The organism is Croceicoccus marinus, from assembly GCF_001661675.2.
Classification (GTDB): domain Bacteria; phylum Pseudomonadota; class Alphaproteobacteria; order Sphingomonadales; family Sphingomonadaceae; genus Croceicoccus; species Croceicoccus marinus.
The window spans coordinates 2,869,255-2,891,992 of record NZ_CP019602.1 but is presented as its reverse complement, the minus strand read 5'-3'; the positions used below and the strand labels follow the sequence as shown (position 1 = coordinate 2,891,992).

Genomic DNA, 22,738 nt, shown 5'->3' with positions numbered 1-22,738 from the left:
CGGCCCATGCAAAGCCGCCACGCCTTATGGCTAGGCCCGCGCCAGGACGATGACAAGGCCCCGCGGCGGCAGAGCGGCCCATAAGCATCGGGCAAGGCCGCCCATTCAATGTCGCCGAAACCGCGCGGGTTAGCCCCCGGCAAACCGCGCACGCCATGTTGCCCTGACAAAGCGGCTTCCGTTACAGCGCCATGGCGGGTGCATATCGGCATTGCCGCCCACAAGGGACCGGGGTCATGAATCCAGACGCAATCGGCCCGGCAGGCGGCCAGCATTCCGCCACAGGCCGTGAAGGCCGGCCGCGCTCCATCGTGCTGATCGGAACAGGCGGCTCGTCGGGCCGCACGCTGGCGGCGCTGGAGGCAGGGCTGCGGCAGGCGCTGGGCGACACCCGCTTCCATTTCATCGACACCCAGCCGTTCAACCTGCGCACCGGCGGGCGTACCGCCTATCCCGGATCGGGCGAGCGAACCGACACCGCCATGGAGGACGCGGGCACGCGGCGGCTGAGTTCCAGCCTGACGATCAACCTGCTGCTGAACGGCGGGCCGCTGATGATGCGGCGACTGGAAAATTACGCCGCCCGCATGCTGGGCCGGCGGCACGACGCGATGATCATGGTGCACGACCGCTTCTATATCGAACAGGCCTTCGTCCGGGCGGCGGCGCGGCTGGGGACGCCCAGCGTGCTGCTGCAGGAAGGGCCGTTCGTCCATATCGGGGCGGACACGCCGCAAAGCGGCGCGCTGCGGATCAAGCACGCGCTTGCGCCGCTGCTGACGCGCAGCGGGCTGGTGCCCGCGATCGTCCCCTATGGCTTCGCGGGTCATCAGCTTCTCGTGGTGCCCTCGCCCGCCTATCGCCAGCGGTTCGTCGCGGCAGGCATGGCCCCCGCTCGCATCAAGGTGGGCGGCGTTCCGCGATACGATCCGCTTGCGGATCTGCGCGGGGCCGATCTACGGGGGGCCGATCTGCGCGCGGAGGCGCAGCCCCGACCGTCCTCCGGCCCGCTGCGGCTGCTCTACCTGTTCCAGCCGTTCGGCGAACATGGCAAGGTCGATCCGCAGGTCGCCCGTTCCACGCAGCTGGCGATGATCGAGGGGCTGAACCGCGCCGCCCATGGCCGCGATCTGGCACTGACGATCCGCATCCACCCCCGCTCCACCCCCGAAAGCGTCGCGCATCTGACTGCCGCGCTGGACATGCCGCATGATGTCGACCCGTGCACCGACCCGATCGAACAGGCGATTGCCGCGCATGATCTGGTGATCGGCCATTATTCCAGCGGACTGCTGGAGGCGATGATCCTGTCGCGCCCGGTGCTGTGCATCCCGATTCCCGCCCCCGCCTTCGCCGAACGGTCCGAGGCGGAAAAGCAGGAATGGATGGCCCGCAGCGGCGCGCTGCTGGCCCGCGATGGTCCCGAGATCGCCGATACCGTCCAGGCATTCGACCGTCAGGCCCCCGCCCTCGTGCCGCTGTCGGTGCTTGAGGACGAGATCGGGACCATCGACGGCCAGGCAACCGCTCGCTGCGCGCAGGCCGTTGCCGCGATGATCGCCGAACGCGAGGCCGGCCACCACGGCGCGTGAGGGCGCGGGCCGCGCCGATTGCTTTATGCCATGCGCGGGTTTAAGGCGGCGGGCACGATGGCGGGGCAAAGCCGCCGGATCGATTTCGGGGATTGTCGGCATGTCGGGATTGGGGAAGCTTTTGCCTTCGCTAAGACCGGAATCGCCCGATCTGCTCCATCTCGACTTCCTGCGCCTCCTGGCCTCCTATGGCATCGTGCTGGTGCATTTCCGCACCAATCTCCTGTCCCCCTTCGCCGGGCGCGAGGCGATTGCCCGCAATCTCGACAGCTTCGCGCTGTGCGTGGACCTGTTCTTCGTCATTTCCGGGTTCGTGATCTCGTGGGTCTACCGCGACCGGATCGACGGATTGGGCAGCTATGGCCGGTTCCTGCGCAAGCGCGTCGCGCGGTTGGTGCCGCTGCACTGGGCGACGTTGCTGTTCTTCGTGCTGGCATGGGCCGCTGGCACCGCGGTCGGCGCCAGCTTCGACCGGGCGGAGAAATACGATTTCGACTGCCTTGTCCCCAACCTGCTGATGATCCACGCGTGGGGCGTCTGCGGCGGACCCAGCTTCAATTCGGTCAGCTGGTCGATCAGCGCGGAAATGGCGATGTATGCTGCCTTCCCGCTGCTGTTCTGGGCCGCGACCCGCTCCGTCACCGGTTTCGCACTGTTTTTCGCCGCGCTGGTCGCCGCGCTCTATCTGTTCAGCGGGGACCAGTTCTGGGCCGAACGGACCTATAATCTGGGCGTGCTGCGCGCGTTTCCGGGCTTCTGCTTCGGGATATTGCTCTATCGCCATCGCGATCGTCTGGCGCGCATCGCCGGCGCGCGCTGGTGGCTGGCTGCGGCGATGGTGCTGTTCGGCGCCGCCGCCATCGCCGGGACCGGCAAGCCATGGCTGCTGCCGCTTGCCTATCTGATCCCGCTGCTGGGCGTGGCGGCGGACATGCAGGGGCGGGTCGGCCCGCTGGTCCGCTCGCTCGCGCCGGGCGGGCGGCTGACCTATTCGATCTATATGCTGCACCCGGTCGTGCAATCGGTCTTCATCGTCCTGATCGGCAGAAAACTGCTGGCGCTTGACGGCATGGGGCTGACCGTGTGGACGCTGCTGGCCTTTCCGCTGGTCGCCGTGGTGGGCTATCTGTCGCTGTTCCTGTTCGAGGAGCCCGCGCGCAGGCTGATGTCCGGCACCAGCCGCCGCCCGTCGGTCGATGCGCGCGGCGAGCGGATCTCGATCTAACCCAATGCCGGAGCCGAAACGCCGATGAAGGTCCTCTACGTTCGCGAGAACGTCACCAAGCCGAACTGGGGCGCACGCGCCACCAGCATGGCACTGCGGCAGATCATCGAGCAGGACCACGAGGTGATCGGCGCGGTTCGCTCCGGCCCGATGGGCAGGTGGTACCGCGACGCCCGGGCCGTGCCGCTGCCCGTCTACGAAGGGCTGTGCGCGGTCATGGACCGGCAGAAGGTGAAGCAATTGCCGGGGGTCGGCAGCCTTTCCGGCGGCTTGCTGGCCGCGCTGGGCACGCCGCGCGCGATGACCCACGACCTCGACCGCAATGAAGCGCTGGTGCGGCGCGCGGCGCGGCATCATCCGGAAGTCGCGCGCGCCTTGGGCGACATCGACCGCTGCGATGCGCTGATGATGAACATGGAAGGCGACGGCATCTTCCCCGCCCAGCCGCGCCGCCATCTGCTGTTCTTCCTGACGCTGATCCATCTGGCGAAGAACGCGGGCAAGCGCGTCTATGTGCTGAACGGCATGCTGTCCGCCGATCCGCGCACCGGTATCAATCGGGAAACGCTGGCGCTCGCGCGGGACGTTTTCGGCCGTGCCGACCTTCTGACTCTGCGCGAATCCGTGTCCAAGGCGTTCCAGGAACAGCGCATGCCGGACGTCAAGACGGTGATGCGCCCCGACGCGGTCTATACCTGGCAGCTCATGTTCGCCGACGCCGATCCGCATGCGCGGTTCCGGCCCAGCGCCTTGTGGACCCATTTCGACAAGTCCGGCGTGTCGCTGCCCGATCAGGTCACCAGGCCCTATGTCGCCATCGGCGGCAGTTCGGCCGCGCTCTGGCAGCTGGACAAGGCGCGCGAATCCTATCGCAACCTTGTGGCCGAGGTGAAGAAGCTTGGCCTGGGCGTCGTGCTGGTCGAATCCTGCCACGGCGACAGCTTCCTGCGCGGCGTCGCACGCGAAAGCGGCGCCGCGTTCATTCCGGTGCGCACCCCCATCGCGGCAGCGGTGGCGGTGCTGGCACAGGCGCGGCTGTTCATCAGCGGGCGCTGGCACCCGTCGATCATGGCGTCGCTGAACGCCTTGCGTGTTCCTGAGGTCGAATTCGCACAAGACGCTCAGCATCCAGCAGCAGCTTGAATATGCCGATCCGCATGAATTTCCCGTCGCGCCCGACATGGCCGATTGCCGCGCGATTGTCGAAAGGGGCGCGGCCCTGCTAGAAGCGGGCGGCGCACAGCGAGAACGGATTACGCGCGTGGCGCAAAGGCTGTGCGCCGAAGCTTCTGCCCTGCGGGGCGATCTGGCGGGCTGACGCCCTGGGCGCGGAACGGGAAACGGGAATGCGATTAGGTGTCCTGCGCAGCCGAGTAGCCCGCGAAGCCGGCGTCTATCTGTTCGGCACCGTCCTCAACCGCATTTTCCCATTCCTGCTCCTGCCGCTCTACACCCGCGCCATGTCGCCGGTGGAGTTCGGCAAATGGGGCTATGCCATGGCGATCCTGCAGGCAATGTTCATAGTCGGTGACATGGGCCTAGATGCTGCTACGACAAGGTTGTTCTACGAAGAGGATGAAGCCAAGAAGCGCTCTGATTTCCTGTTCGTCGGCTTCGTCACCCGCATCGCGACGGTGCTGGGAGCTGGACTGCTGCTGGCCCCGATTATGGTTCTGTCCTGGGGCCTGGTCACGGGGAACGAGCTTGCGCTGATGCCCTTCCTGCCGCTGCTGATCGGCTGCATGATCGTGCAGGGCATCGTGTCGTTCAATCTGGCCAGCGCGCGGGCGGCGCGCAATCCGGCGCAGTTCATCCGCATCCAGGTCTCGCAATCGGTGATCCAGGCCGCGGCCAGCGCGGCGCTGGTGCTGGCGGGCTGGGGCGCGGCGGGCCCGCTGTGGGGTTTGTTCATTGGCGGCACCGCGACGGCCATTGTCGTGGGATGGCTGTTCGTCCAAGCTCACACCCCGCACGGCCCGTTGGACTGGAGCCTGTCCTTCAAGCTGCTTGGCTATGGCGTGAGATCTGTCCCAATTGGCGTTACCCATTGGCTCAAGCGGCTGGCGGACCGGATCATCATCGGCCGGCTGCTGACGATGATCGACCTGGCCGTCTATCAGGTCGCGGCCAGCGGGATCGCGCCGCTCGTCATCCTGCTGGGCAGCTTCAATTCGGCCTATCTGCCCTATTTCTACGAACAAAGGCGCAGCGGCAATGCCGACCTTAACAGGCTGGCCGAGATCGACACCATCATCGTGGCGGCCCTGGCGCTGATCGTGACGGGCACGATGATGATCGGCCCCGAACTGGTCCGCGTCCTGGCGCCCGCATCCTATGGCGCGGCGGCGGTGCTGATCCCGCCGCTGGTGCTGACGGCATTCCTGGGCGGCGCGGCGCTGCAGTTCAACAAGGAGATACTGTTCCACAAGCGGCCCGGCATCGTCAGCACGGTGACGACGATCCCCGCGCTGGTCGCGGTGGCCGCCAATGTCGTGCTGATCCCCGCGCTGGGCATCGCGGCGGCGGCCTGGGCAGGCGCGGCGGCCTCGGCGCTGACGCTGGTCGGCAGCGTGGTCGCCATGCGCAGGCTGGAACATACGCCGCACCGCTTCGGGCTGATCTTCGCGATCTGCGCGATCACCGCGGCGGCGGCGCTGGTCTTCGCGCTGCTGTCCGACCTGCCCCCATTCGCCATGACCTCGATCGCCTATCGCGGCAGCGTCGGCCTGCTGTTCGCAGGGGCCGTCCTGCTGGCCGCGCTGCCCAGCGCGCTGGCGCTTGCATCGCGGCGTCGCCCCGCAGCGCCCGCCACCGGCGAATAGGCGCGCATCCGGCCGGACCGGTGCGTCAGCCCTGCCGGAAATAGGGCTCCAGAGTGTCGAGATTTCGCTGGGTGATGTCCCACAGGCGCTCTTTCTCGCGGTCCATCACGCGGTAGAATGCCGGTCGGTCGGCGTCGAACCGCCCTACCCGCTCGATCATCTTGTCGGTCATGTGCGGATCCTCGAGATCGACCGCGTAATCGCCCAGCTTCACCTCTTCCAGGAAATAGCGGACCTTCACGTGGTTGATGATCCCCATGACCGGCACGCCCAGCCCATAGGGCAGCATGACGCCGTGACCGCGCATGCCGATGACCAGGCTCTTGCTGCGGTAATACTGCGCGATGCCCTCAGGCGACATCATGTCGAGCATCTTCAGCGTAAAGGGCACCCCGGCCTTACGGAACATCGGCACAGCGGCCAGTTCCTCGGCAGTGTGGGTCGCGACATGGATGGTCCAGCCGTCCCGGTGCAGGCGCTTCGCCAGATCGCCAATGCGGCGGATATTCTCGCTCTTCTCGACCAGGCCCAGCCGCTGGAAGCCCATGAACAGGACGAAGGTGACCGACCGTTCCTGCGGATCGCGCGTGGCGGCCCAGCTTTCGGGGCGGATCATGGACATCAGATTGGTGGGGCACGGCTGCAGCGACAACCGCGAATGCAGATGCGGCGGCAGATAGTCGGACAGCCGCGCGATGCTGCCCCCGTTGCGCAGGCCGAAGAACACCGACTGGTCGACGACGGCGGCGATATGGTCGCGGAAGAACGGCTTGAAATCCGCCTGCCCCGCCATGCGGTTATAGCCCAGCGCAAAGCCCAGCAGCGGCCTGCGGATCGCGGCCAGGTCGGACAGCGAGATGTTCCATTGCCAGTCGCTGTCGGTATTCTCGACATAGCGATAATGGTCCGGAATGATCAGCCCGCCGCCGCCGACCACGACCGCCCTGGCCGATGCATTGATGCGCTCCACATCCTCATGCGTGACCTTGCGCTGGTGGTTCTCGACCAGCCAGCTCTGCTTGCCGAAGCGATTGTCGAACAGCGCATGTTCGGCAAAAGCGATCATAACGTCGCCCGCATTTCCGTGCCACGCGCCGTAATGGCTGACATAGCCGCCCTTGCGTTTGGCCATTTCGGCAGAGGCGACCGTGCCGATGCGCTGCGCCAGGAAGGGCAGGATCGTTTCCGGCTGGATAGAGGCTGCCTCCTTCATCCGGCGAAGCTGGTTACCAATCGGCATGTGGGTTCGGGTCTTTCCTGGGTAACGGCCGGATTGTCATGACCGCAATCGGGCGGCCATTTGGCCGGTCATCTTGCAATGGCCAAGGGCGGGCAAGGGTCTATGCCCGGCTAGCCTTCGCGAAGGATGGTGTTTTCCACGCGCACCGGCAGGTTGCGATTATCCGCGATGCGCAGCGCGGATGCATCGACCGGCTCTCCAGTGACCAGGATGGCCAGCCGGCGGGCCGTTCCGGTCAGGACATTGCCGGTGATGCGTGTCTGCGAATTTTCCGTCATCGGGATGGATCTGAAAATGGCCGCGGCGTCATCCGGCATCCTTGCCCGACATTCGATGACATTGTCGAGGATATCGACCCGTTCGGCAGACCCGCCGATGATATTGGTGGGTTCGTCGGCGGCCTGCGTCATCAGGAAACGGTTGCCCGCCACCGTCAGATGCTCGGTCCGGCGATAGCGGATGTCACAGGTGACATTGTCGAACCGATTCTCCTCGAAAACAAGGGTCGAGAAAAAGCTGCCCAGAACTCGCCCCCGCCCGCTTGCGCCGGTCCAGACGAAGCGATTGCGGCGAAAGATCACGTTGACCCCGTCGTCGCCCCGGCCAAAGCCGCTGCTGCGCAGGCCCACCACGAAAATGCCCTTGGGATTGCCGATGCGCCCCTTGCCGAACCGCACATGCAGCGTGGCCGCATCGCCGTTCTGCTCGACATAATTGTCGTGGAACACGATATTGCGGGCCGCATAGAACGTGGCCAAGCCAAAATTACCGATATTGCTGACCCGGTTGCCATAGGCGGTGCAATCGAAGCAGCCCTCGAAATCGACCCCGGCATCGGTCATGTCCCGCACGATATTGCGCGCGACGACGATGTGCTGCCCGTTGTTGCCATAGACCCCGCCATTGCACCCGGTGACGAAGTTTTCGGCGATGTAACAATGCCTTACCCGCCGCAGGAACCGCAGATTGCCGCCCTCCGCCCGGCGAGCGCCTCCGCCCCACCAGCTGACATTGGCGAACCTGCCGCGGTTGCGGAACACCACCACGTGCTTGCTGAAATTGATGCGCGCCACCGTGCCCTGGTATTCGCCGAAGTCGACCCGGTTGTCGGCGATCAGCGCATGATCGTTGAGGTCGCGGTCATGGTCGGGCGCAAAGCCGGCCAGCACGGCAGGATCGACATCGGCCGATCCGTTCCGCCTGTCGTAATTGTCGTTCAACTGGCGCAGATGGCCCATATAGCACAGGCTCACCCGCTCGGCGCGGCAGCGCGTTACGCGCAGCCGCCTGAAATTGCGGGCAGAGACCAGATGTCCCGCCGCAGCCAGCCCGTCGGCCCGCACGATGCCGATCTGGTCGAACAGCACATCGTCGACGAAATCGTCCAGCCGCTGGGCGGGCGGCTGGACCAGGAAGGCCTGCCGCTCGCGCCCTTCCCAGATGATGGGGGCCGATCGTTCGTCCCCCAGGATCGCGATCGCCGAGCCGATGTCGACGCTGCCTGTCATCCGCAGGCCCTTGCCGGGGGGGATGAACAGAGCCTCTGCGCCGGACGAGACGGCCCGCTGCATCGCCTGCGTGTCGTCGCTCGTCCCGTCGAGCGCGGCGCCGAATTCGCGCACGTCGCGGGCTAGCGCTCGAAGGTGGTCAATGGTGCGATAATGATCGGTGAGATCGGGTGCCCAGTCCGGCCAGTCGACCGGCCCATCGATCGGCCTGTCAGCGGCCGCCGCGGCGGAGCCATGGCCCGCCATGGTCAGCGCCCCCGAAACGGCGGCCCCTCCCAGCAGGAAGGCGCGCCGGTCGGATCGCCAGGATCTCCGCTTCGGTTCTAGAAGGCGTTCTTGCCGAACAGCGCGGTCGCGGTGCGAGCCACCAGGTAGAAGTCCATCCATATCGACCAACGATCGACATATTCGAGATCGGACGCAAGCCTGTTCGTCAGATCCTCGGTCCGGTCGGTCGGGCCGCGGAAGCCGCGCACCTGCGCCAGCCCGGTCAGGCCCGGCTTCATCGAATGGCGATGGCGATAGCGCGTATCCACATCCCAATAGAGCTGGTCGGCGGCCTTGGCGCTCATCGCGTGGGGGCGGGGACCCACGATGCTCATCTCGCCGCGCAGCACGTTGATGAGCTGCGGCAGCTCGTCGATGCTGGTCTTGCGGATGAAATCGCCCACCTTGGTCACGCGCGGATCGTTCTTGGTGGTCAGCTGCGCGGCATCGGCGTCGCAGCGGTCGGTATACATGCTGCGGAACTTGCAGCATTCGAAGATCTTGTTGTCGCGCCCGATCCGCTTCTGCATGAACAGGATCGGACCCTTGGATTCCAGCTTGATCGCGATGGCGGCCGCCAGCAGCACGGGCGACGCTGCGACCAGTCCGATCGACGCAATCACCATGTCGAACAGCCGCTTGGTGATACGGTCGCGCAGCGTCAGCGGGCCGTGGCTGATGACCATGGTGGGGCGGTTCTGGTGCCGGCCAACGCCCACGATGCCCAGCTTGTCGTCACCGGGCGAAAGCAGTTCGCCCTTTACCGCGATACCCTTGAGAGCGGTGGACCACGCGGCATAGCGCTCTGGCATGGTGGCGATCACGATGCGGTCGGCATTGGTCACAGCGGCGGCCAGCGCGTGGAAGCCGTGCGGATCGGTCGATGCCGGATCGAAACCGATGCGCGAAAGCTGCATCACGATATCGTCGTGTGCTGGCGAATAATCGACCCCGTCGACGATCACCACACGCGAATAGGGCGTGCCCCCCATGCGGTTCAGCAAGGGGCGGGCAATCGCAAGGCGCAGCATCGGAACGCCGACGATCGCCAGCACCCAGCCGATCACGAACACCGCGCGCGAAACCTCGTTACCTGCCTTCAGCAGGAACACGATCAGCGCCACGGCGGTCCCCGCGAACAGCACGGCCTGGGCCGAGCGCGTGAAGCTCTTTTCCTGGCGCAGCAGCGCCTCGCCGCCATAGGACGAGTTGATCGCGGCGAAACAGAAATAGATCGGGACCATGACCAGCAGCACGGTGAACCCGTGGTCCGCCGCCGGCTGCTGCAGATAGATCGTGTTCGCTGCCACGAACGAAACGACCAGCGCGACGAAATCGGCCAGCGCCAGCGTCAGATAGCTGCGAATGCGCTGCATCCGGCGGTCCTGCACGCGCGGCAGGCTGGTCGTTTCGTCGCCCGTCAGTGCCTGGGAATGCCGGGCAATCGATCTGTCTGCGTGGAGATACATCGTACGCCCCTCATGTTGCGCACCTGTTATGGCCCCTGCGCCCTGCCCGGTTCAAGCGGCATAACGCCATTTCGCATCGCCCTAGCCGTTAAGAGTAGATAGGCTCACTCGCCCAGGCTGGGTCCCGAAATCACGCGTTTTCAGATGATTACAGCGCTGTTACGGGCATTATGAAGGTTAACGATGCGCGCCGCTGTCAACAAAGGGTAAGCCGGCATGGGCAGCCCCGCCCTGCGCGGACGGGGCGATGGACGCCTATTCGCCCGGATCGGCCGCGATCGGCTCCGCATCCGACGGTTCGATCACATTGCCGGTTTCAGGGTTCGGCGCCTGCCCGGTGCGGCGCGCTTCATACTCGCGCTCCAGCGCTTCAACCCGTTCCTGCTCGTCAGCGGCGTCGGCGTCGATCGCTTCCAGCCGGCGTGCGCGTTCCTCGGCGATAAGCTCGCCAAAGCGGACGCTGTCGGCGGTCTCCTTCTCGGCATAGGCCTGTTCGATGATGTCGATCTGGCAGCCGGTCTGCCCTTCCTGCCCGACGGTCGAGCAGCTTCCCACGCCGGTCGCCCCGACATCCGCATTGGCCGCGACCCGGTTGGCCCAGGCCTCGTTCTGCGGCGCCCCGCTTTCGCGAAGGTCCTGCGGCACGCGATAGGGATCCTCCTGCCGGACGCAGACGACGATCTCATTGTCGTCGCGCGCTTCGGGGCAGGGCTGGTCGCCATAGACGATGACCTGGTTGACCCGCTCTCCATTGGGCGCGTCCTGCGCGGCGGCAGGGGTGGCCCAGATGGCGGTGAAGGCCAGGGCGGCAAGTGCGGTTGTCGTCTTCATTGTGGCGGCGCCTCCCAGCGCGTCGGTCGGTCTTGTGTCGGGTCGTCGTCCCGCGGCCCGAAATTAGGCCGCACGACGTCTGAACGATAGCTGAGCGCCATCAGATCCGCTTCGACAGCGCAATGGCGGCGCGGCAGCCCAGCCGGATCGCGCCGGTCAGCACCGGATAGGCAGGGGCGCGTTCGGCGCCCTGCGCGATGGCGATATCGTGATGCTCGCGCTCCTCGTCGCGGAATTTCTCGACCATGGCGGACAGCTGCGGGTCGGAATCGCCCAGCTCGTCCAACTGCTCGCTGTAATGGCGGTCGATCTCGGTCTCGACTGCGGCGGTGCAGGCCATCGCGGCCTCGGGCCCGATCAGCGCGGTCACGGCGCCCAGCGCAAAGCCCGCGCGGTCCCACAACGGCTGCAGCAAGGTGGGGCGAACGCCGCGTTCGGTCAGCAGCGCATCGAATTTCTCGCGGTGCTCGGCTTCCTGCATCGCCATCGATGCCACTTCGCCCGATCCCGGGGCGCGGTCGCCCATGACCGCGATCTGCCCGGCATAGATGCGGGTCGCGCCGTATTCCCCGGCCTGGTCGACCCGGATCATCGCCTCGATATCGTTCCTGCGCATGGTCATGATCCTAGAACGCCCTTGCGCCCGCTCTGTGCCGAAAGAATCAGGACGGCCAGTGCCGCCGCCCCGGAAATCAGGAAATTCCAGCCCGCCAGCGATATGCCGAACAGGTCCCACGGCGCCGTGTCGCAGCGCACGATGGGCGCGTTCAGGATCGCCTCCAGCGGGTCGCCGCCTGCCGCCGCGGTGGTGGCGCAGGTGGTGATGCCTTCCCACCAGCCATATTCGACGCCCGCGTGATAGCCGCCCAGCATGGCCGCGATCAGCAGCAGCACGCCCGCCAGCCGCACGAGCCATAGCCGCAACTCACCGCGCGCCACGAATGCCAGCAGCGCGGGCACCAGCACCGCGAAATGGGCATAGCGCTGCCACCAGCACATCTCGCACGGATACAGGCCAAAGCCATATTGCGAGACATAGGCCCCCGCCAGCAGCGAGGCCGGGACCAGCAGCGCGATCGCCCGGGCAATCGCAAGGTTCGGGGACAGCATCGTTCTAAAGCTCTCGATCCAGCGCCCGCAGATCAGGGGCAGAGGATGTCTGCCTGCAACCGGGCGTTTGCGAAAGAAGGTCTAGGAAGGTCGGTGCGCGAAATCCAGCCCCGACTCCGGCGAAGCAAACGAACCGATGGCCCCTTCGGCGCGGAACTGGCGATCGGGTGCCGCCGGACGCCGGCGCGCTGCCATCCCGCAGGACCGGCTTCTGCGCCGTCACCCGATCCCGCGACCGGCGGTGTTACTGCACGCTGCCGGTCCCGCTCAGCCTTGCCAGCCGGGTGTTGCGCAGGGTCTTGAGCGCATAGTCGAGCTGGAAGTCCTCGATCCCCTGCGCCTCGAGCTCTTCCGCCGTCACCTTGAAGCGCGGATCCTGCGTCGCATCCTCTTCCAGCTCTGCATCCTCGATGCTGAGCTCGTTGATCAGATGGCCGCGCAGGTCCGATTCGCGGATCGCGCTCTTGGCGCGGGCGCGGGCGTCGGGGTCGGACATCTGCGGTACCTTGATGTCGGGTTCGATCCCGCCTTCCTGCACCGAACGGCCCGACGGGGTGAAATAGCGCGCCGTGGTCAGCTTCAGCGCGCTGTCGGCGCTGATCTGCACGACGGTCTGCACGCTGCCCTTGCCGAAGCTGCGCTCACCCATCACCAGCCCGCGATGATGGTCCTGCAGCGCGCCGGCCACGATCTCGGACGCAGAGGCGGTGCCCGCATCGATCAGCACCACGATGGGCACGCCCTTGGCGATGTCGCCGGGCCTTGCCGAATAGCTCTCGTTGTCGCGCGCGAAACGGCCGCGCTGCGACACGATCTGCCCGCGTTCCAGGAACAGGTCGCTCATCGCCACCGCCTCGTCCAGCAGGCCGCCGGGGTTCGACCGCATGTCGATCACCAGCCCTTCGGGCATGGCGCCGCCCAGATCGCCGCGGATGCCCGCCATCGCCTTCTGGACCTCGCGCCCGACATGGGCGCTGAAGCTCGATACGGTGATGATGCCGATCTTGCCATCGACGGTGTATTCCACCGGCTTCAGATCGATGATCGCACGCTCGACGCTCACGTCCAGCGGCTCGTCGCGGCCGGGGCGATAGATGGTCAGGTCGACCGCCGTGCCGGGAGGGCCACGCATCTCCTCGACCGCCTCGTCCAGCGTGCCGCCATACAGCAGCTTGCCGTTCAGATGGGTGATGTAGTCCCCCGCCTTCAGCCCGGCGATGTCGGCGGGCGTGCCCTTGGTCGGCGCGATGATCTTGACCACCCCGTCTTCCATCGTGACCGACAGGCCAAGCCCGCCATAGCTGCCCTCGGTCTGCGTGCGCAGGTTCTCTGCCGCCGTGCCGTCGAGATACGAGCTGTGCGGGTCGAGGCTGGCCAGCATGCCGTCGATCGCGCCGCGGATCAGCTGGTCGTCGGTGACGTCGTCGACGTAATAGGCCTTCACCCGCTGGTAGACGAGCATCAGCTTGCCGAATTCGGGCGCGCTGCGGCCATCGACCGCGGCCAGGCCGGCCGTCGTCGCGGGCAGCATGGCCAGCGCGGTGACCAGCGCCGCAGAACGCAGCAGGGGAGCAAAGCGGATCGCCATCGGGATGTCGTACCTTTCCACGGGCGCGCCGCCGGACTTCGCCCGGCGCACTCCGCCCATCGTCAATTTCAACTCACTCTATCGCGCACGGCGGCTTAACGCCAGATGAGGCTTGGCCGTGCTTTTCCGCTCAGACCGCCAGCAGCGGGTGTACCGGCCTGCCCGCGCGGCGCAATTCGTACAGCACGCTGGGGTCCCGCTGCGGCGCGCGGCCCAGCACATCGCCCTGCGCCACCGCCTGCCCTTCCCGGACCCGCGCGTCGGCCAGCCCGCCGACCAGGCTGAGCAGTCCGCCCTTGTGCCGGATGATGACCAGCGTGCCATAGGCGCGCCACGGACGCGCGAATGCGATCTCACCCGCCAGCGGCGCCGCGACCGCCGCGCCCGGCTGCGGAGCGATGCTCAGCCCCCGCGAGCGGCCACCGGCGGCATCGCGTTCGCCATAGCCCGCCAGGACCGCGCCCTGCACGGGCATGACGGGGCGAATCGACGAGGACCTTGCCTCCGCTCGCCCCGCCGGAAGGATCGGCCCGATCAGTTCGGCCAGCCTCGCCTCGGTCTGGCGATTGCGGCTCTGCCGCGCGGCGAGCGCGGCGATGCTGTCCGCCTCGACATCGCGCAGCGTGGCCTCGCGGCGCGCCTCGCCCGCCGCCTGTTCCAGCGCGCGCGCGGCAAGGCGGCTTTCGGCGCCACTTGCGCGCAATTCGGCGCGCTGGCGTGCCAGTTCGGTGGCTGCTTCCTGCCGCGTGACGCGCGCAGCGGCGCTGCCTTGTGCCAATGCGCGCATCTCGGCCAGATCGCCGCGCACCGAACGCGTCTGCCGCGCGATCTGAGGGGTGATCGCGGCCACCATCGCGCGGGTGCGGACATAATCGCGCACCGATGAAGGGCGCAGCACCAGCAGCACCATCGGCCTGCGAGCCAGTCGCTGCAGCGCCGCCAGCATGCGCGACAGTGGCGCGCGCTGGCGCGCGAATCGCTCGCGCAGGAACCCCAGCCGGTCGGCGGCCAGGGTTTCCTGCTGGCGCGCTTCCTCGATCAGGGCTTCCGATTCGGCGATGCGGGCCGACAGCGCTTCCGCCTGCGCCTCGGCCTTCAGCGCCGTGTCCTCGATCGTCGCGGCGCGGTCGGCAAGCGTGCGGGCACGCTCCCGCGCCTCGATCCGGGCGGCCTGCGCCTCGGCCAGGCTGTCGGCGGAAATGGCGTCGCCCGCGATCTGCGCGGATGCCGGGACCAGCGCCAGCGCGGCGGCAAGGGGGACGATGGCCAGGACGAACGTGCGCCGCATGGTCCTAGCCCGAACGGTGATAGGGGTGGCCCGCGATGATCGTCGTCGCGCGGTAGAGCTGTTCGGCCAGCATCGCGCGGACCATCAGATGCGGCCAGGTCATGGCGCCGAAGCCGAGCAGCAGGTCGGCGCTGTCCCGCGCCTCGTCCCCGTGGCCGTCGGCGGCGCCGATCAGGAAGCGCGCCTCGCGCATGCCGTCGTCGCGCCAGCGACCGAGCAGCGCGGCGAAATCCTCGGACGACATCAGCTTGCCGCGCTCGTCCAGCAGCACGTCCTTCGCCGGGGTCAGCGGCGCGGGTATCGTGCCGCCGCTATCGGGCAGTTCGGTCACCCTGAAGGGCCAGCCGATGCGCTTTTCATAGCGCGCGACCAGCTCCGCCTCGGGCGAACGGCCGATCTTTCCGCGTGCGATGACATGAAGCCGCATGGCACCCTGCTATCGCGCGGATCGCCGGAAATCCAGCAGGGCCTCGTCCCATGTGGAACGATGCCCCGCCGAACGGAGCCGGATCAGGCGTTGCCGCCCTCGCCAAAGCCCCACATCCGCTCAAGGTTGTAGAAGCTGCGCACTTCGGGACGGAACAGATGGACGATCACGTCGCCCGCATCGATCAGCACCCAGTCCGCCGCGGGCAGACCTTCGATGCGGACCGGGCCGAAGCCGCCCTTCTTCACGCGCTCGCCCAGTTTCTGGGCCATGGCGGCGACCTGGCGGCTGGAACGGCCGCTGGCGATCACCATGTGGTCCGCGATCGAGCTTTTGCCCGCCAGCGGAATCGAGATGATGTCCTGTCCCTGGTCGTCGTCGAGCGATTTGAGCACGAGTTCGTGCAGGCTTCCCGCCTCGGCATCGAAGTCGGCAATGTCGCCCGTCGGTACGAAACCGGATTTTTCCGGCATGTGTTGAGCCTGATTCATAGGGGTATTCTATACTCCTTTGGCTGCATGCCCACTGAATACGCTTGAAAGGAATCGGGAACAGCCATTTGCGCGCGCCCTGCACCCGAAACGGGCAAAAGGCAAACGCCGCACATGGGCATGGGGCCTGGCATGACAGGAAACGCGTTGGTGCCCCGGGGGTTCAAGCCCGGTTTCCCTGCGAATTCCCAAGGCCGATGGACCGGTGCGTGACCGCATCGCGCGGGCTTGCTCCAGCATAAGCGGCGGCCCAGTCGGGCGAGGCCTTGCGCCGGTCGGTGGCCGAGCGCGGATCGGGATCGAAACGCAGGAACACCAGTGCCGGCGCGCTCCATCTTCCCCGTTTGCGTACGCTGGCTGCCGGTACACGGTAGCGCCGGAGCCAGGCCATGGCGGGGCTCGTCATGGCAGCAGCATCATAACCCGGCCGGGCGATCACCGCAATCGGCATGGAGCGCGCTATCAACCGCCAGTCGCGCCACAGGTGGAACTGGGCGAGATTGTCGCTGCCCATCAGCCACAGGAATTCCCGCTTGGGATAGCGCCGCTTGAGGTGGCGCAGCGTGTCGGCGGTAAAGCGCGTGCCCAGTTGCTGTTCGATCGCGGTGACGCGGATCGGCGCGCGCCTTGCCTGCTTGCGTGCCGACGCCATGCGCGCGGCCAGCGGCGCCATGCCCGCCTTTGTCTTCAGCGGATTGCCGGGCGACACCATCCACCACGCCTCGTCCAGCCCCAGCGCGTCGATCGCGAACAGGGTGATGCGGCGATGCCCCCCGTGGGCAGGATTGAAACTGCCGCCCAATAGCCCCGTGCGCATGCGCGTCAGTCGGTCGGTTCGCCGCCGACCTTGCCGCCCCTGCGAAAGGCGGCCTGGCGATCGATCATCCAGCCGGGATATTGCACTCGCCGCGGATCGGCACCGTCAAGCCGGGCGACTTCCTCTTGCGACAGCTGCACGTCGCAGGCGCCCAGATTATCCTCGAGCTGGGACAGCTTGCGCGCGCCGACGATCACGCTGGACACGGCGGGCTTGGCCAGCAGCCATGCCAGCGCGACCTGCGGAACGGTCGCGCCGTGGCTGGCCGCGATGTCGTCCATCGCCTCGACCGCGTCATATCCCCGGTCCCTGTCGATGGGCGGGAAATCGAAGCCCGCGCGCCGCCCCTCGCCTTCCTGTCCGCGCCGGAACTTGCCCGACAGGAAACCGCCCGCCAGCGGCGACCAGACCATCAGGCCCAGCCCTTCGGCCTCCAGCATCGGGACGATCTCATGCTCGATGTCGCGTCCGATCATCGAATAATAGGCCTGCAGCGACGCCAGCGGAGCCAGGCCGAACTGCTCGGTCTTGCCGATGGCGCGGGCGATCTGCCACGCCGCCCAGTTCGACACGCCGACATAGCGGGCGCGGCCCGACTGCACGATGGTGTCGAGAGCGCGCAGGGTTTCCTCGATCGGCGTGGCCGGATCCCAGCCGTGGATCTGGTAAAGGTCGACGTGATCCATCTCCAGCCGCGCAAGGCTGGCGTCGATCGCGTTCAGCAGATGATAGCGCGATGCGCCGCGCGCGTTCACGCCCTCGCCCATCGGGCCCAGCGCCTTGGTCGCGATCACAAGCTCGTCGCGGTTCAGCCCCAGTTCGCGGATCGCGCGGGCGACGCTCTGCTCGGACTTGCCGGCGGAATAGATGTCGGCCGTGTCGATGAAATTGACGCCCGCATCGATCGCCGCCTTGACCAGCGGGTTGACGTCGGCCTGCTTCAGCGCGCCCATCTGCGCAAACATGCCCTCGCCCTCGCCAAAGGTCATGGTGCCAAGGCAAAGCTCGGATACGAACAGGCCGGTGCGGCCAAGGCGATTATAGCGCATGGGTCTCTCCCGAAGAAAAAGGCGGCCTCTGGATGGGCCGCCTTCTGCATGGTTTGATCGTCTGGGATCAGGGGCGGGTCTGGCCGCTGCCGCGCACCTGCCATTTATAGGTCGTCAGCCCCTCCAGCGCGACCGGCCCGCGGGCATGCAGCCGCCCGGTGGCGATGCCGATTTCCGCGCCCAGCCCGAACTCGCCGCCATCGGCGAACTGGCTGGAGGCATTGGCCATCACGATGGCGCTGTCCACGTTGTTGAGGAAAGTCTCGACCGCGTCGGCGTCGCTGGCGACGATCGCATCGGTATGGCCCGAGCTATGCGCCGCAATATGGTCGAGCGCGGCGTCCATGCCGTCGACGATGGCGACGGACGCGATGGCTTCGAGATATTCGGTATCCCAATCCTCGTCATCCGCGGGCTTGACCCGCTCGTCCAGCTTGCGCGCAGCTTCATCGCCGCGAACTTCGCAATCGGCGTCGAGCAGCTTCTTCACGACACCCGCCGCATCGGGATAGTTCCTGTCGATCAGCAGCGTTTCCATCGCCCCGCAAACGCCGGTGCGGCGCAGCTTGGCGTTGAGGACGATGTCCTCCGCCATCGTCTTGTCGGCGCTGGCATGGACGAAGGTGTGGTTGATGCCGTCGAGATGGGCGAGCACGGGGACCCGCGCCTCTTCCTGCACGCGCGCGACCAGCGACTTGCCGCCACGCGGAACGATCATGTCGATCAGGCCCGCCGCCTTCAGCATCGCGCCGACCGCGGCGCGGTCCTGCGTCGGGATCAGCTGCACCGCGCCTTCGGGCACGCCGCCCTTGGCCAGGCCTTCGGCCAGCGCCTTGTTGATCGCGCGGTTGGAATGCACCGCCTCGCTTCCGCCGCGCAGCAGCGCCGCATTGCCGGCGCGCACGCACAGCGTCGCCGCATCGGCGGTCACGTTGGGGCGGCTTTCATAGATGATGCCGATCACGCCGACGGGAACGCGCACGCGCGCGAACTGCAGGCCGTTCGGTCGTTCGGAGCGGTCGATCACCTGTCCCACCGGATCGGGCAGGTCGGCCACATTCTCGACCGCGGCGGCGATGCCTTCCAGCCTGTCCTCGTCCAGGCGCAGCCGATCCAGCATCGCGCCCGACAATCCGCGTTCCTCGCCCGCGGCGATATCCCGGGCGTTGGCGGCCAGGATGTCACCGGCATGATCGCGCAGCGCGGCGGCGGCGGCGCGCAGGGCGTCGGCCTTCTCGGCGTCGCTCATGCTGGCCAGCACCTTTTGCGCGTTACGCGCCTTGCGGGCCAGCCTGTCGATCAGCGCGGCGCTGTCTTCGGCGGAAAGGGGGGCTTCGGTTTGCTTTTCGATTACAGTGTCCATGGCCTGTTACCTAGCAATTCGGGACGCATTTGTCAGGGTACGACAGGAAAAAAGCCGGATCGGGGACCGTGGCGCAGCACGGCCAGATCGCAAGTCAGCTATCGCCGGGATTGGGCATCCAAACACCCGGTCAAGATATTCGTTCCAGCAGATTGACAAGTGTTCCCGACTTTTGTTGCATTTCGTCCCGTCGGTGAAACGGTTCACCGCTAAGCGGACAATGGAAACTTCAACTTAACCTTCTCCCTGCTAGCGAAAGCTGGACGGGAAAGCTTCGCAACCCCCTTGCGAGGCTCGTTTGGGATCTACGGGGGTCTACCTTGGCGCAAGCTGCCCAAAGCACGCTTACCGCCCGGATAAGGGGCTGGTTTCCTGACCGCGAGTTCATCATGCGCTCGCAGGGGCAGGTCCGTTTCGTACGGATTTCCTCATCGCTTCAGATGAAGGCGGCCGGCGGCGCCGCCGCGCTGGCGATGGTGTGGTCCGCCACGATGGGTGTCGCGCTGGTCAGCGAATGGAACACCCGCACCAATGCCGCCGAGCTGAATGCCCGCGCCGCCAAGGTCGCCACCGCCGAAAGCTGGGTCAGCGCCTATCGCGACGGGCTTGACGAGGTTGCCGACGATCTGTCGCGCCGCCAGGCCTTTATCGAGGACATGGTCGGGGATCATCTGGGCGAGATGCCCGGCACCGGCGCGGTACAGGGCGTCCAGGACTCCACCGCCGAGACCCGCCGTACGGTCCAGAAGGTCAGCGCCGTCCTGCCCGAGGCTGCCGGCCTCGCCAGGCTCGAGGCGCGCCAGCTCGCCTTTGTCGAAGGGCTGACCCGCCTGGCCGACAAGCGCGCCGACGATGCGGCCAGGGCGATCCGGACGCTCGGCCTCGATCCCGCGACGGTCGCGCGCATGAACCTGCAGAACACCGCGATGGGCGGCCCGTTCGAGGCGTTCGGTTCGGGCGACGACGCGCTAGACCCCCGGTTCGAGAAACTGGCCAGCTCGCTGTCGCGCATGGCCGCGCTGGAACGCGGGCTGGAAGGCATTCCCAATGTGCTGCCCGGCCGCCGCGACATGATCTCCTCCCCCTTCGGCTATCGCCGCGATCCGTTCACGGGCCGCGCCGCGATGCACTCGGGCCTCGACTTCCGCGGCGCGACCGGCACGCCGATCCGCGCCGCCGCCAAGGGCCGCGTCAGCTTCGTCGGGCGCAAGGGCGGCTATGGCAATGTGGTCGAGATTCGCCATGGCAATGGCGTGATGACCCGCTATGCACACATGTCGAAGTTCGATGCGCGCGTCGGCGACCGGGTCGAGGCCGGCGAGACCGTCGGCCGGATCGGCAGCACCGGGCGTTCGACCGGGCCGCATCTGCATTTCGAAGTCCGTATCAACAATCGCGCGGTCGATCCGCGCCCCATGCTGGAAAAGGGCGCCAGCATTCTTGGAGCAAGACGTGTTCTCGAAACAGGAAAAACCGACCGCTTCGCCGCGGCCGACCACTAATACCATGGCATCCTCCAGCTTCTCCGTCCTTGGCTCCGACATCAAGATTACCGGCAATATCAGCGCCAGCGAAGACCTGCATGTCGATGGCAGCATCGACGGCGACATCCATTGCGGATCGCTGGTGCAGGGCGAATCCAGCGTGGTGAACGGCGCGATCGAGGCGGATAGCGCGCGGCTTGCCGGCACGGTGGACGGATCGATCACGGCAAAGACTCTGGTGATCCTGAAGACCGCCCGCATCACCGGCGATGTGCATTACGACACGCTGACCATCGAACAGGGTGCGAGTGTCGAGGGAAAGTTCGCCCAGCGCGCGCATGGCTCGGCGCCCGCAAGGAGCGGCGCTGACGCCGAAAGCGAGCCGAAGCTGTCGCTGGCGACCTAGGCCGAGCCTGCTTCGGCGGCAATCTCGTCGCGCAGCGCCTTGCGGTCCAGCTTGCCGATCATCGTCTTGGGCAATTCCTTGCGGATCACCACATCCGCCAGCCGCTCGTGCTTGCCGACGCGGCTGTTGACCCATGACTTCAGCGTTTCCGCATCGTCGGTGCTGCCGGGATCGAGCGTGATGAAGGCCTTGGGCACTTCGCCCAGGTAATCGTCGGGCACGCCGACGACCAGCGCCTCGCGCACGCCGGCGCGGTCCAGCAGCACTTCCTCGATCTGGCTGGGGAAGACCTTGAAGCCGCCGACCGCGATCATGTCCTTGATGCGGTCGACGATGCTGAGGAAGCCGTCCTCGTCGATGGCCGCGACATCGCCTGTGCGCAGATAGCCGTCCTGGAAGACGCTGTGCCCCTCGGGCCGGTTCCAGTAGCCAAGCATGATCTGCGGGCCCTTCACCGCCAGTTCCCCCGGCTCGCCCGGAGCGGCCAGCCTTTCCGGGTCCTCCTTGTCCAGCAGGCGGATGCTGGTGCCGGGCATGACCTGCCCGATCGTGCCGGGCTTCTCGTCCTCCGGGCTGCCGAAGGGATTGGTCGACACGACCCCCGAACTTTCCGTCAGCCCATAGCCTTCGACCACATGCGCGCCGGTCACGCTTTCGAACTTGTGCTTCAGCGGCAGGGGAAGGGGCGCGCCGCCCGAAATGCACACCCGCAGCGAGGTGAAATCGGTGCTGGCGACCGCCGGGCAGTCCAGCAGCGCCTGGTACATGGTGGGCACGCCGGGCAACGCGGTCGCCTGCGTGCGGTTCAGCGCCTTCAGCGTCTGCTTCGCATCGAAGCGCGGCAGCATCACGATCATCCCGCCGTTCAGCACCGTGCGGTTCAGCACCACCGTATTGGCGAACACGTGGAACAGCGGCAGCACGCCGATCATCACGTCGCGCTCGCCGCGATGCGGATCGATCCGCAGGCTCTGGCGCGCATTTGCCGTCAGGTTCTGGTGCGAAAGCATCGCACCCTTGGGCCTGCCGGTCGTGCCGCCGGTATATTGCAGCAAGGCGATGTCGCGTTCGGGATCGATGGCGACGGGAACAGGTTCGCCCACGCCGCGAGTGAAGGCGTCGATCGGCGTGATCCGCGGGTCGGCGGGCAGGGCGGTCAGCTCGCTGCCTTTCAGCAGCCGCATCGCCAGCCCCATCCACCACGGCATCATCGACGGCAGATCGCCGACGACCAGCCGGTCGACCGCCGACTGGTCCAGAACCTCGATCGCGGTGGGCAGCAGCGCGCTGGAATTGACGGTGAACAGCATCGTGACGCCCGAATCGGCCACTTGCGCGGACAATTCCTGCGCCGTGTACAGGGGCGAGAAGTTCACCGCCGTCGCGCCCGCGATCATGATGCCGTAATAGGCTGTGAGGTAGAGCGGCACATTGGGCAGGAACAGCCCGACCCGGTCCCCCTTGCCTATCCCTGACCGCTGGAGCGCGGCCGCGATCCGGCGCGCCTGTGCCATCGCTTCACGGTAACTGGTCCGCTTGCCCAGGAAATCGGCGATCGGTTCCTTGCCCGCCAGGGTCACGCCGCGGTCGAACATGTCGGGGACCGAAAGCGGCTTGAATTCGGATTGCCATTCGACGGGATGACGGTATCGGCCGCCCGCATCCAGCCATCTGTCGTTCCAGACGGGCCATTCGGGCGGCGGCCTGTTCTCCCCGATATTATGCGCGTTCATGGGCGTTATTGTGCCTTTTGCGCGGATT

Annotated in this window: 21 protein-coding genes; 7 read left to right on the top strand and 14 right to left on the bottom strand. The window is 66.8% G+C overall.

The genetic code is table 11. The features are described from left to right. The first annotated feature begins 236 nt into the window (after nt 1–236). The 5 genes from A9D14_RS13730 to A9D14_RS13710 all read left to right on the top strand — a co-directional run bounded on the left by A9D14_RS13730 (nt 237) and on the right by A9D14_RS13710 (nt 5,639). On the top strand, nt 237–1,592 hold the full coding sequence (locus tag A9D14_RS13730; RefSeq protein WP_066847515.1) for a hypothetical protein: 1,356 nt from the start codon (nt 237–239) through the stop codon (nt 1,590–1,592). Between the two features lie 100 nt (nt 1,593–1,692). Beyond that, entirely contained in the window at nt 1,693–2,817 is a 1,125-nt protein-coding gene (locus A9D14_RS13725; RefSeq protein ID WP_066847513.1) for an acyltransferase family protein, read from the top strand. Between the two features lie 24 nt (nt 2,818–2,841). Then, the gene (locus A9D14_RS13720) at nt 2,842–3,960 is read left to right on the top strand and encodes a polysaccharide pyruvyl transferase family protein (protein ID WP_066847512.1); all 1,119 of its coding nucleotides are present in this window, start codon (nt 2,842–2,844) and stop codon (nt 3,958–3,960) included. Further along, complete coding sequence (locus A9D14_RS13715) at nt 3,908–4,135, top strand: hypothetical protein (protein WP_066847506.1); 228 nt, start codon at nt 3,908–3,910, stop codon at nt 4,133–4,135. The genes A9D14_RS13720 and A9D14_RS13715 overlap by 53 nt, the downstream gene beginning before the upstream one ends. A 28-nt stretch (nt 4,136–4,163) precedes the next feature. Beyond that, on the top strand, nt 4,164–5,639 hold the full coding sequence (locus A9D14_RS13710; RefSeq protein WP_066847503.1) for an oligosaccharide flippase family protein: 1,476 nt from the start codon (nt 4,164–4,166) through the stop codon (nt 5,637–5,639). A gap of 25 nt (nt 5,640–5,664) precedes the next feature. On the opposite strand, the gene A9D14_RS13705 is transcribed toward A9D14_RS13710, so the two are convergent. From A9D14_RS13705 to A9D14_RS13645, 13 genes are all read right to left on the bottom strand, one after another. Continuing rightward, nucleotides 5,665–6,879, bottom strand: coding sequence for a polysaccharide pyruvyl transferase family protein (locus tag A9D14_RS13705; RefSeq protein ID WP_083987942.1), 1,215 nt, complete (start codon nt 6,877–6,879; stop codon nt 5,665–5,667). 110 nt (nt 6,880–6,989) lie between these two features. After that, nucleotides 6,990–8,633 (bottom strand): right-handed parallel beta-helix repeat-containing protein, encoded by a 1,644-nt coding sequence (locus A9D14_RS13700; RefSeq protein ID WP_066847498.1) that lies wholly within the window; start codon nt 8,631–8,633, stop codon nt 6,990–6,992. 77 nt (nt 8,634–8,710) lie between these two features. Further along, a complete protein-coding gene (locus A9D14_RS13695) occupies nt 8,711–10,123 on the bottom strand; it encodes an exopolysaccharide biosynthesis polyprenyl glycosylphosphotransferase (protein ID WP_083987940.1) in 1,413 nt (470 codons plus the stop codon). A gap of 255 nt (nt 10,124–10,378) precedes the next feature. Continuing rightward, nucleotides 10,379–10,954 carry a hypothetical protein gene (locus A9D14_RS13690; RefSeq protein ID WP_066847496.1) on the bottom strand — a complete coding sequence of 192 codons (576 nt, stop codon included), beginning with the start codon at nt 10,952–10,954 and terminating at the stop codon, nt 10,379–10,381. Nucleotides 10,955–11,054: 100 nt separating this feature from the next. After that, the gene (locus A9D14_RS13685; protein WP_087910573.1) at nt 11,055–11,570 is read right to left on the bottom strand and encodes a demethoxyubiquinone hydroxylase family protein; all 516 of its coding nucleotides are present in this window, start codon (nt 11,568–11,570) and stop codon (nt 11,055–11,057) included. Nucleotides 11,571–11,572: 2 nt separating this feature from the next. Further along, on the bottom strand, nt 11,573–12,064 hold the full coding sequence (locus A9D14_RS13680; RefSeq protein ID WP_066847490.1) for a disulfide bond formation protein B: 492 nt from the start codon (nt 12,062–12,064) through the stop codon (nt 11,573–11,575). A gap of 244 nt (nt 12,065–12,308) precedes the next feature. Next, nucleotides 12,309–13,652, bottom strand: a complete 1,344-nt coding sequence (locus A9D14_RS13675; protein ID WP_066849256.1) for a S41 family peptidase — start codon at nt 13,650–13,652, stop codon at nt 12,309–12,311. A 130-nt stretch (nt 13,653–13,782) separates the two neighbouring features. Beyond that, complete coding sequence (locus A9D14_RS13670) at nt 13,783–14,940, bottom strand: murein hydrolase activator EnvC family protein (protein ID WP_066847483.1); 1,158 nt, start codon at nt 14,938–14,940, stop codon at nt 13,783–13,785. Nucleotides 14,941–14,944: 4 nt separating this feature from the next. Beyond that, nucleotides 14,945–15,367 (bottom strand): 23S rRNA (pseudouridine(1915)-N(3))-methyltransferase RlmH, encoded by a 423-nt coding sequence (locus tag A9D14_RS13665; RefSeq protein WP_066847481.1) that lies wholly within the window; start codon nt 15,365–15,367, stop codon nt 14,945–14,947. An 83-nt stretch (nt 15,368–15,450) separates the two neighbouring features. Further along, a complete protein-coding gene (rsfS, locus tag A9D14_RS13660) occupies nt 15,451–15,858 on the bottom strand; it encodes a ribosome silencing factor (RefSeq protein ID WP_083987939.1) in 408 nt (135 codons plus the stop codon). A 163-nt stretch (nt 15,859–16,021) separates the two neighbouring features. Next, nucleotides 16,022–16,675 carry a nicotinate-nucleotide adenylyltransferase gene (locus tag A9D14_RS13655; protein WP_066847479.1) on the bottom strand — a complete coding sequence of 218 codons (654 nt, stop codon included), beginning with the start codon at nt 16,673–16,675 and terminating at the stop codon, nt 16,022–16,024. A 5-nt stretch (nt 16,676–16,680) separates the two neighbouring features. After that, nucleotides 16,681–17,724 (bottom strand): aldo/keto reductase, encoded by a 1,044-nt coding sequence (locus A9D14_RS13650; protein WP_066847476.1) that lies wholly within the window; start codon nt 17,722–17,724, stop codon nt 16,681–16,683. Nucleotides 17,725–17,791: 67 nt separating this feature from the next. After that, on the bottom strand, nt 17,792–19,087 hold the full coding sequence (locus tag A9D14_RS13645) for a glutamate-5-semialdehyde dehydrogenase (protein WP_066847473.1): 1,296 nt from the start codon (nt 19,085–19,087) through the stop codon (nt 17,792–17,794). A 320-nt stretch (nt 19,088–19,407) separates the two neighbouring features. On the opposite strand from A9D14_RS13645, the gene A9D14_RS13640 reads away from it, so the two are divergent. Together A9D14_RS13640 and A9D14_RS13635 are read left to right on the top strand one after the other, a co-directional pair. Then, complete coding sequence (locus A9D14_RS13640; RefSeq protein ID WP_232468610.1) at nt 19,408–20,589, top strand: M23 family metallopeptidase; 1,182 nt, start codon at nt 19,408–19,410, stop codon at nt 20,587–20,589. A gap of 4 nt (nt 20,590–20,593) precedes the next feature. Then, nucleotides 20,594–20,977 carry a bactofilin family protein gene (locus A9D14_RS13635; RefSeq protein ID WP_066847467.1) on the top strand — a complete coding sequence of 128 codons (384 nt, stop codon included), beginning with the start codon at nt 20,594–20,596 and terminating at the stop codon, nt 20,975–20,977. On the opposite strand, the gene A9D14_RS13630 is transcribed toward A9D14_RS13635, so the two are convergent. Beyond that, nucleotides 20,974–22,710, bottom strand: a complete 1,737-nt coding sequence (locus A9D14_RS13630; RefSeq protein WP_083987937.1) for a long-chain-fatty-acid--CoA ligase — start codon at nt 22,708–22,710, stop codon at nt 20,974–20,976. The two genes, A9D14_RS13635 and A9D14_RS13630, sit on opposite strands and share 4 nt — an antisense overlap. Nucleotides 22,711–22,738: the final 28 nt, after the last annotated feature.

What these genes read in the sequence shown, in the direction of transcription:
- A9D14_RS13655 (WP_066847479.1), bottom strand. Translation starts at nt 16,675, where the DNA reads ATGCGCACGGGGCTATTGGGCGGCAGTTTCAATCCTGCCCACGGGGGG.
- A9D14_RS13650 (WP_066847476.1), bottom strand. Translation starts at nt 17,724, where the DNA reads ATGCGCTATAATCGCCTTGGCCGCACCGGCCTGTTCGTATCCGAGCTT.
- A9D14_RS13705 (WP_083987942.1), bottom strand. Translation starts at nt 6,879, where the DNA reads ATGCCGATTGGTAACCAGCTTCGCCGGATGAAGGAGGCAGCCTCTATC.
- A9D14_RS13635 (WP_066847467.1), top strand. Translation starts at nt 20,594, where the DNA reads ATGGCATCCTCCAGCTTCTCCGTCCTTGGCTCCGACATCAAGATTACC.
- A9D14_RS13645 (WP_066847473.1), bottom strand. Translation starts at nt 19,087, where the DNA reads ATGGACACTGTAATCGAAAAGCAAACCGAAGCCCCCCTTTCCGCCGAA.
- A9D14_RS13730 (WP_066847515.1), top strand. Translation starts at nt 237, where the DNA reads ATGAATCCAGACGCAATCGGCCCGGCAGGCGGCCAGCATTCCGCCACA.
- A9D14_RS13675 (WP_066849256.1), bottom strand. Translation starts at nt 13,652, where the DNA reads ATGGCGATCCGCTTTGCTCCCCTGCTGCGTTCTGCGGCGCTGGTCACC.
- A9D14_RS13690 (WP_066847496.1), bottom strand. Translation starts at nt 10,954, where the DNA reads ATGAAGACGACAACCGCACTTGCCGCCCTGGCCTTCACCGCCATCTGG.
- A9D14_RS13685 (WP_087910573.1), bottom strand. Translation starts at nt 11,570, where the DNA reads ATGCGCAGGAACGATATCGAGGCGATGATCCGGGTCGACCAGGCCGGG.
- A9D14_RS13695 (WP_083987940.1), bottom strand. Translation starts at nt 10,123, where the DNA reads ATGTATCTCCACGCAGACAGATCGATTGCCCGGCATTCCCAGGCACTG.
- A9D14_RS13720 (WP_066847512.1), top strand. Translation starts at nt 2,842, where the DNA reads ATGAAGGTCCTCTACGTTCGCGAGAACGTCACCAAGCCGAACTGGGGC.
- A9D14_RS13670 (WP_066847483.1), bottom strand. Translation starts at nt 14,940, where the DNA reads ATGCGGCGCACGTTCGTCCTGGCCATCGTCCCCCTTGCCGCCGCGCTG.
- A9D14_RS13630 (WP_083987937.1), bottom strand. Translation starts at nt 22,710, where the DNA reads ATGAACGCGCATAATATCGGGGAGAACAGGCCGCCGCCCGAATGGCCC.
- A9D14_RS13680 (WP_066847490.1), bottom strand. Translation starts at nt 12,064, where the DNA reads ATGCTGTCCCCGAACCTTGCGATTGCCCGGGCGATCGCGCTGCTGGTC.
- A9D14_RS13710 (WP_066847503.1), top strand. Translation starts at nt 4,164, where the DNA reads ATGCGATTAGGTGTCCTGCGCAGCCGAGTAGCCCGCGAAGCCGGCGTC.
- A9D14_RS13725 (WP_066847513.1), top strand. Translation starts at nt 1,693, where the DNA reads ATGTCGGGATTGGGGAAGCTTTTGCCTTCGCTAAGACCGGAATCGCCC.
- A9D14_RS13700 (WP_066847498.1), bottom strand. Translation starts at nt 8,633, where the DNA reads ATGGCGGGCCATGGCTCCGCCGCGGCGGCCGCTGACAGGCCGATCGAT.
- A9D14_RS13665 (WP_066847481.1), bottom strand. Translation starts at nt 15,367, where the DNA reads ATGCGGCTTCATGTCATCGCACGCGGAAAGATCGGCCGTTCGCCCGAG.
- rsfS (WP_083987939.1), bottom strand. Translation starts at nt 15,858, where the DNA reads ATGAATCAGGCTCAACACATGCCGGAAAAATCCGGTTTCGTACCGACG.